12 protein-coding genes are annotated in these 6,715 nt (G+C 64.7%); 10 read left to right on the forward strand and 2 right to left on the reverse strand.

What is annotated here, in order from left to right; genetic code table 11:
- The 5 genes from EOA79_RS27855 to EOA79_RS27875 form a co-directional block, all read left to right on the forward strand.
- A partial coding sequence (locus EOA79_RS27855; RefSeq protein ID WP_206639277.1) for a bifunctional ornithine acetyltransferase/N-acetylglutamate synthase occupies window positions 1-133 on the forward strand: 133 nt, incomplete at its 5' end.
- The gene (locus tag EOA79_RS27860; RefSeq protein ID WP_179293611.1) at window positions 133-912 is read left to right on the forward strand and encodes a GNAT family N-acetyltransferase; all 780 of its coding nucleotides are present in this window, start codon (window positions 133-135) and stop codon (window positions 910-912) included. The genes EOA79_RS27855 and EOA79_RS27860, both read left to right, overlap by 1 nt.
- Window positions 909-1,331: a (deoxy)nucleoside triphosphate pyrophosphohydrolase gene (locus tag EOA79_RS27865; protein ID WP_066990121.1), complete on the forward strand. Its 423-nt coding sequence runs from the start codon at window positions 909-911 to the stop codon at window positions 1,329-1,331. Before EOA79_RS27860 ends, EOA79_RS27865 begins: the two co-directional genes overlap by 4 nt.
- 182 nt (window positions 1,332-1,513) lie before the next feature.
- Window positions 1,514-1,831: a hypothetical protein gene (locus EOA79_RS27870; protein ID WP_095823956.1), complete on the forward strand. Its 318-nt coding sequence runs from the start codon at window positions 1,514-1,516 to the stop codon at window positions 1,829-1,831.
- A gap of 105 nt (window positions 1,832-1,936) precedes the next feature.
- The gene (locus EOA79_RS27875) at window positions 1,937-2,125 is read left to right on the forward strand and encodes a Flp family type IVb pilin (RefSeq protein ID WP_082953632.1); all 189 of its coding nucleotides are present in this window, start codon (window positions 1,937-1,939) and stop codon (window positions 2,123-2,125) included.
- 30 nt (window positions 2,126-2,155) lie between these two features.
- Here the strand turns inward: EOA79_RS27875 and EOA79_RS27880 are convergent, their stop codons facing one another.
- Window positions 2,156-3,028 carry a methyltransferase domain-containing protein gene (locus tag EOA79_RS27880; RefSeq protein ID WP_095823955.1) on the reverse strand — a complete coding sequence of 291 codons (873 nt, stop codon included), beginning with the start codon at window positions 3,026-3,028 and terminating at the stop codon, window positions 2,156-2,158.
- A 62-nt stretch (window positions 3,029-3,090) separates the two neighbouring features.
- Between EOA79_RS27880 and EOA79_RS27885 the strand changes: the two genes are divergently transcribed.
- The 4 genes from EOA79_RS27885 (at window position 3,091) to EOA79_RS27900 (ending at window position 5,522) form a co-directional block, all read left to right on the forward strand.
- Window positions 3,091-3,891, forward strand: coding sequence for a ComF family protein (locus EOA79_RS27885; protein WP_067319068.1), 801 nt, complete (start codon window positions 3,091-3,093; stop codon window positions 3,889-3,891).
- Between the two features lie 76 nt (window positions 3,892-3,967).
- A complete protein-coding gene (gene grxC / locus EOA79_RS27890) occupies window positions 3,968-4,237 on the forward strand; it encodes a glutaredoxin 3 (protein ID WP_066990112.1) in 270 nt (89 codons plus the stop codon).
- Between the two features lie 2 nt (window positions 4,238-4,239).
- Complete coding sequence (locus EOA79_RS27895; RefSeq protein ID WP_095823954.1) at window positions 4,240-5,100, forward strand: carbon-nitrogen hydrolase family protein; 861 nt, start codon at window positions 4,240-4,242, stop codon at window positions 5,098-5,100.
- Window positions 5,097-5,522: a DUF1178 family protein gene (locus EOA79_RS27900; RefSeq protein WP_067319064.1), complete on the forward strand. Its 426-nt coding sequence runs from the start codon at window positions 5,097-5,099 to the stop codon at window positions 5,520-5,522. Before EOA79_RS27895 ends, EOA79_RS27900 begins: the two co-directional genes overlap by 4 nt.
- Here the strand turns inward: EOA79_RS27900 and EOA79_RS27905 are convergent.
- Window positions 5,485-6,000 (reverse strand): MarR family transcriptional regulator, encoded by a 516-nt coding sequence (locus EOA79_RS27905; RefSeq protein ID WP_095799930.1) that lies wholly within the window; start codon window positions 5,998-6,000, stop codon window positions 5,485-5,487. The two genes, EOA79_RS27900 and EOA79_RS27905, sit on opposite strands and share 38 nt — an antisense overlap.
- Window positions 6,001-6,102: 102 nt before the next feature.
- Here EOA79_RS27905 and EOA79_RS27910 point away from each other — a divergent pair.
- Window positions 6,103-6,715, forward strand: a 613-nt coding sequence (locus tag EOA79_RS27910) for a DMT family transporter (protein WP_164893970.1), incomplete at its 3' end; no start/stop codon positions are given.

Consider the following 6,715-nt stretch of genomic DNA (forward strand, 5'->3'; position numbering starts at 1 on the left):
GACCTCGGCTTATATGAAGCGCGACGACATTCGCATCCGCGCCGACCTTGGCATCGGCCGCGGCAAGGCGACGGTGTGGACCTGCGACCTCACCAAGGAATATGTCGCCATCAATGGCGACTACCGGAGCTAATGGCACCGGTGTCGACGCATCCGGCAAGCGTGCTCGCGATCGTGCGCCGCTACGAGGCGGCGGGCTTTCGCGCCTGGCCGGCGGCGGCCGTTCATTATGACGGGACATGGTTGGTGCGGCTGACGGCGGGCCATCCGGCGAAGCGCCTGAATTCGGTCAATCCGCTCGATCCCGGCGACACGCATGCCATTGCCGAACGCATCGTGCGCGCCGGCCGTCGCTTCGAGGCTTACGGCCGGCCGCTGACCTTTCGTATGTCGCCGCTTTCGGGGCAGGTGCTGTCGACGCATCTCGACGATGCAGGCTGGAGCCGGTTCGACGAATCGGTGGTGATGCGTCTGCCGCTCAAGGAGGCGCAACTCGACGCCGCGATGGACCAGATTCCGCTGAAAGACATCAGCCGCTTCATCGGCGCGGCGATCAGGACGAACGGCTCGGACGCCTCGCTGCGAGCCGGCCTCTCGGAAGTCATCGGCGCAATCCAGCCTGAGGCGGGGCTGTTTGCGCTCGAGGACGGCAATGAGCCGCTGGCAACGCTGATCTGCGTCCACGACGGCGATCTCGCCGGCGTGTTCGAGGTCGCCACCGAAAAATCGGCGCGCAAAAAGGGCCACGGCCGCAACCTCATCCTGTCGGCGCTGAAATGGGCCAGGCTGCGCGGCGCGCGCGAAGCATGGCTGCAGGTAGAAGCCGGCAATGTTGCGGCGCTGTCGCTCTACCGGTCGCTCGGCTTCGAGGAAGTCTATCGCTACCATTATCGCCGGCGGCCGGACGCATGAGCGAGATCACGCCAGCTGGAAAGCGCCTGCTTCTTGTCGCGGCCTGCGCGCTGGTGGACGCCGACCGACGCGTGCTTCTGGCGCAGCGTCCCGAGGGCAAGCAGCTCGCCGGCCTTTGGGAGTTTCCGGGCGGCAAGGTCGAGCCAGGCGAGACGCCCGAGGAATGCCTGGTGCGCGAGCTGCATGAGGAGCTCGGTATCGAGACCGAGATCCCCTGCCTGGCGCCGCTCACCTTCGCCAGCCACAGCTATGACCATTTCCACCTGCTGATGCCGCTCTACATCTGCCGGCGCTTCCGCGGCATTGCGCAGCCGAGGGAAGGGCAGGGGCTGAAATGGGTCAGGCCGCGCCAGATGCGCGACTACCCGATGCCGCCGGCGGACGCGCCGCTGATCCAGTTCCTCATCGATCTCTTGTGATCGTCACAGCCGCTTCAGCGTTTCCACCAAAATGCTGATTTGGCGACCTCCGGCCGGAATTGCTCCAAGCTGCCGTTTGCTCCGTCTGCTCTAGGCAGCGTTAATGGAAGATTTATCTCGACATGGAAAATTGAGGCAAATCGTTCGCGCGGCGGCATGCCGATTTTGATTGGAGCCAATCCATGAGCCTCGACAGAGAATGGGACTCGATCCGGCCCGACCGCACTTTCCGCGCCGCCGATGCCGGCATGGGTATCTTGCGGATCACCCTGCTTTTCGGGTCGGCCGCGGTGGCGCTGGCTCTGATCGCGACGCCTTTCCTGGACAGCCAGCTGCGTCCGCAGGTCGCGCGCGAGAGCTTGACCGGCGGACTCGACCTAAGCAGCACCGGTTCGATCGGTCGCCGCGATACCTACACCCTGCGGCGAAGCGTGCTGCAGCCGCTGCCAAATTCCGTTTGCGTAATCCGCAACGATGGCAGCCGCTACGGCGAGTGCTAATTGGTTAATAAATTCAGCAAGAAACCGCTATTTCACCGCCCGTTAAGCTTTTGCCGTTAACCTTTCTTAACGGGTAGGCGCTATGGTTCCCGCCAAGAGGGATCGATGACCATGAAAAACCTGCTGCAGCAATTCATAGAAGATGAATCAGGCGCCACGGCCATCGAATATGGCCTGATCGTTGCCGTGCTGTCGCTTGTAATCGTCGGCGGCGTCGGCAAGGCCGCCGACGCGATCCAGTGGCTGTTCTCCGACAACAACAGCAGGCTTGCCAACGCCTTTGCCCAGCACTGACCGCATCGGTCAAACCGCGGCGCGCATCGGTCAGTGCCCCGTCGGCTTCTCGAGGATCGTCTTCAGCGAGACCTTGGCCGAGCCAGGCTTCAGCGGTTTCTGCTGTGAGGGGTCGGGCGCCCAGCCGGACATCCACACAATCGAAAAGCTTGCCCGGATGCGGCCGTCCGGGTCAGAAAACCGATCGGCATAAATTTCGGCGGCGCGGGCGAACAGCCGCCGGGTGGCGGGACGCCGGCTGCGGTCCAAAAGCGGGCTGGTCTCGCCCATGGCGCGCAGGTCGGCGGCAAGCCCGAACAACGAATCGTAGCGCACCGTGACCGTCTCCACGTCGGCGACCGGCAGCGCCAGGCCGGCACGCTGCAGCAGCGCGCCGGCGTCGCGCACATCGGTGAACGGCAGGACGCGAGGGCTCGCGCCACCGTAAAGCTCGGTCTCGGCGGCAAGCAGGCTCTCGCGCAACTCGGAAAGCGTGCCGGCACCGGCTAAAGCGCCGAGGAACAGCCCGTCGGGCTTCAGCGCTCGGCGGATCTGCGCCAGCACGCCGGGGATGTCGTTCATCGCCTGCAGCGACAGCAGCGAGACGACAAGATCGAGGCTCTCCGCCTCGAACGGCACGGTCTCCGCCGGGGCGACGATGCCGGCTTCTCCGGCAAGGAAGGCACCGTCTGTTTCCACGCGCACTGTGTCGGCCACCTTGCCGCTGCCGGCGAGCACCCTGGTCGCGGCCGATGTCTGGCAAAACAGCGCCGCCGCCTTGCCGAATTTGCGCTCGACGGCACCCAGCCGGTCGGCAAGGTCCTCCGCTGCCCGCCGCATCAGGAAATCGGCTCCGTCGACGGGGTGCATCAGCGCCCGGCGCTTGTGCGCAAGCCAGAGCTCCGTGTCGATCAAAGGCTGCAATGGGTTATTCCTGTTGTCGGCGCATGCCGGACCGATGCTATGGTGGCGCGGGGGTTCTTCACGTGGCCGATCCGGTGCGCAAGATCAAGACCATTGCGATGAAGGACATGGCGCGGCAGGCTCTGGGCTGGCCGGCGCGCCTGTTGTTTCCGCCGGTCTGTGCCGGCTGCCGCCGCCACGTCTCGCAGCCTGGCGTGCTGTGCGGCGCCTGCTGGCCGAAGCTTCGGCTGCTGGAGAAGCCTTGGTGTCCGGTTATGGGCACGCCGTTCACGCATGACATGGGCGACGGTTTTCTTTCCGCCGAAGCGATCGCCGATCCGCCGCCTTTCGAGCGGGCGCGGGCGGCGGTCGTCTATTCAGGGGTCGCGCGCCAGATGGTGCAAGGGCTGAAATACCAGGATCGCACCGATCTCGCGCCCTGGATGGCGCGCTGGATGATGCGCGCCGGCGCCGAACTGATCGCTGAAGCCGATGTTGTGGTGCCGGTGCCGCTGCATTGGCGGCGCTTCTTCCGGCGGCAGTTCAACCAGTCGGCGGAGCTGGCACGGGCGGTTTCGAAGCTGAGCGGCCTGCCTTTCGCGCCGGCTGCGGTGAGGCGCGTAAAACTCACCCGCCAGCAGGTCGGGCTGGAGCGGCACGAACGCGAGGAGAATGTGCGCGCCGCCTTCCGCGTCCCGCCCGAGGCGGAAATCGAGATCGCCGGCCGAAGGGTGCTCGTCATCGACGACGTCTTCACCACCGGCGCCACCGTGCGGTCGGTGGCCAAGGCGCTGAAGAAAGGCGGCGCCGGAGCGGTCGACGTGCTGACCTTTGCCCGCGTCCTGCCGGGGGACTTCCGGGCCGATGAGTCTGCAACTATATAGGGCTTAAGTTGTTGTTTTGGTGCATGTCGCTTTCGCATAACCGCTGGGCGATGGGCGCAGGCAGGATTGCTGATCGATGGTTGATGTGACGATCTATACCCGGATGATGTGCGGCTATTGCACCGCAGCCAAGCGGTTGCTCGAGCGCAAGGGTGTAGCCTATACCGAGCATGACGCGTCGTTCTCGCCGGAATTGCGCCAGGAAATGATTTCGCGGGCGCATGGGCGCACCACTTTTCCGCAGATTTTCATCGGCGACACGCATGTCGGCGGCTGCGACGACCTCCATGAATTGGAGTCCGAGGGCCGGCTGGACGTGTTGCTTGCCAACGGGGCGAGGGTTTGATCATGAGCGTTTTCAAGGCGGCGGCGGTGCAGATGCGTTCGGGCACCAGCCCGGAGCGCAACGCGGCCGCCATGGAAAAGCTGGTCCGCGAGGCCGCACAGCAGGGCGCCACCTACGTGCAGACGCCGGAAATGACCGGCGCGCTCATCCGCGACAAACAGGCTGGTGCCGCCGCTTTCACCAGCGAAGACAAGGACGTCGTCGTTTCGACGGCGCGGAAACTTGCGCAGGAACTCGGCATTTTCCTGCATGTCGGCTCGACGGCCATCCTGCGCGCCGACGGCAAGCTCGCCAATCGGGCGTTCCTGTTCGCGCCCGACGGCGCCATGATCACCAACTACGACAAGATCCACATGTTCGATGTCGACCTCGACAACGGCGAGAGCTGGCGCGAATCCGCCTCTTACGAGCCGGGAACAGAGGGCGTCGTCACCGAGATCAACGGCGTGAAGCTGGGCTTCGCCGTCTGCTACGACCTGCGCTTCCCGCAGCTATTCCGTGCCGAAGCGCTGGCGGGGGCTCAGGTGCTTTCGGTGCCTGCGGCCTTCACCCGCCAGACCGGCGAGGCGCACTGGCACGTGCTGCTCAGGGCACGCGCGATCGAGAACGGCGCCTATCTCATCGCGGCCGCGCAGGGCGGCCTGCACGAGGACGGCCGCGAGACTTACGGCCATTCGCTGATCGTCGATCCGTGGGGACGCATCATCGCCGAGGCCGCGCATGATGAGCCCGCCGTGATCGTCGCCGAGATCGACCCGGCGCAGTCGGCTGCGGCGCGTCGCAAGATTCCCAATCTCAAAAACGCGCGGGATTTCACCGTCAATGCCGGCGAGGCGCCGCGTCTCAGGGGTGCAGCCTCTTGATCCGCTTTTCGCTCATCTGTGAACACGAGCACGAATTCGAAGCCTGGTTCCGCAGCAATGACGACTTCGGCACGCAGAAGAAACGCGGCTTCATCGATTGCCCGATCTGCGGCTCGCACAAGGTCGAGAAGGCGCTGATGGCGCCGGCGGTCTCCACCTCACGCAAGCAGGAGAAGATGGCGCTGGCCATGGGCGACGCGCAGAAACAGGCGCTCGCACAGCTCAAGGCGCTCGCCGACAAGGTGCGGGAGAATGCCGACTATGTCGGCGACAAGTTCGCCGAGGAAGCGCGCAAGATCCATTTCGGCGAGACCGATCCGCGCGGCATTTATGGCGAGGCTACGCCGGACGAGGCGAAAAGCCTCGCCGAGGACGGCGTCGAATTCATGCCGATCCCGAGCTTTCCGGAGGACCGGAACTAAGAATTCCGATCAGCTTTTTCAGCAGTGTGGCGAGCATTTTCCGGTCCTCTGGCGCTAACCCGGCGAGGATTTCATGCTCATTCGCGACGTGGGCGGTAAGGGCCTCATCGATGAGTTCGAGGCCTTTCGAGGTGAGTTGCACCACAACGCCGCGGCGATCGCTGGGATGCGGCGCGCGCTGGATCAGGCCCGCCTTTTCCAGCCGGTCGAGCCGGGCGGTCATTGCTCCGGAGGTCACCATCGTCGCCTCGTAGAGTTCGGTCGGCGTCAGCGCGTGAGGCGCGCCGGAGCGGCGAAGCGTGGCCAACACGTCGAATTCGCCCTGCTGCAGGCCGAAACGGGCAAAGAGCGGCGCGAGCCGGTCGCGCGCGATCAGCGCGGACGCTTCGTTCAACCGCCCGATCACTCCCATCGGCGAGACGTCGAGGTCCGGCCGTTCCTTGCGCCATTGCTCCATAGCTCTTGCCGCACGGTCCATGTGCCTCACCGTAAAGTATCTTGACATTGAGAATCTTTACGCTATATTATCCTAAGTTGGAGCGGCCGCCAAGCTTGGCCGTGAAGCCACAGGATCACGCAGATGAAATTGCTCTGGGACTCCGCACTGGGTCTTCTGATCGTCACCGGCGGATTGCTCGGCATGACGCTCCCCTTCGGCAAGCTGGCAACGGCGGCCGGTGCCCCGGCAATGGTCTGGGCTTTCGTGATCTCGTTCGGCGCCGGCGGCGTGTTGCTCACAACGCTTCTGCTGCTCGGTCAGCGCATCCGGCTCACGGCGCACAAGCTGCGTTATTTCTTCATCACCGCAGCCATCTCCTACGCTCTTCCTAACTTGCTGATGTTCTCGGCCATCCCGCATCTCGGCGCGGGTTACACGGGCATCATGTTCACGCTGTCGCCGGTCATCACGCTGGTGTTCTCGATCCTGCTTGGGGTGCGGCGACCCAACCTGCTCGGCGTCATCGGCATTATCGTTGGTTTTATCGGCGCGGTCATGGTCGCGCTTACGCGTGGGGAGGCCGGCCAGCCGGCCGAATATTTCTGGGTGGCGGTCGGCCTTCTCATCCCCGTCAGCCTCGCCGCCGGCAACATCTACCGCACCATCGACTGGCCCGAGGACACCGGTCCGATCGAGCTCGCCGTCGGCAGCCATCTGGCGTCGGCAACCTTGCTTCTCATCGGCATCCTGACGC

The sequence above is a fragment of the Mesorhizobium sp. M1A.F.Ca.IN.020.03.2.1 genome, assembly GCF_004023205.1.
GTDB lineage: Bacteria > Pseudomonadota > Alphaproteobacteria > Rhizobiales > Rhizobiaceae > Mesorhizobium.

Coding starts and splice junctions, on each gene's coding strand:
- EOA79_RS27860 (WP_179293611.1), top strand. CDS start 133: ATGGCACCGGTGTCGACGCATCCGGCAAGCGTGCTCGCGATCGTGCGC.
- EOA79_RS27870 (WP_095823956.1), top strand. CDS start 1,514: ATGAGCCTCGACAGAGAATGGGACTCGATCCGGCCCGACCGCACTTTC.
- EOA79_RS27905 (WP_095799930.1), bottom strand. CDS start 6,000: ATGGACCGTGCGGCAAGAGCTATGGAGCAATGGCGCAAGGAACGGCCG.
- EOA79_RS27865 (WP_066990121.1), top strand. CDS start 909: ATGAGCGAGATCACGCCAGCTGGAAAGCGCCTGCTTCTTGTCGCGGCC.
- grxC (WP_066990112.1), top strand. CDS start 3,968: ATGGTTGATGTGACGATCTATACCCGGATGATGTGCGGCTATTGCACC.
- EOA79_RS27895 (WP_095823954.1), top strand. CDS start 4,240: ATGAGCGTTTTCAAGGCGGCGGCGGTGCAGATGCGTTCGGGCACCAGC.
- EOA79_RS27875 (WP_082953632.1), top strand. CDS start 1,937: ATGACCATGAAAAACCTGCTGCAGCAATTCATAGAAGATGAATCAGGC.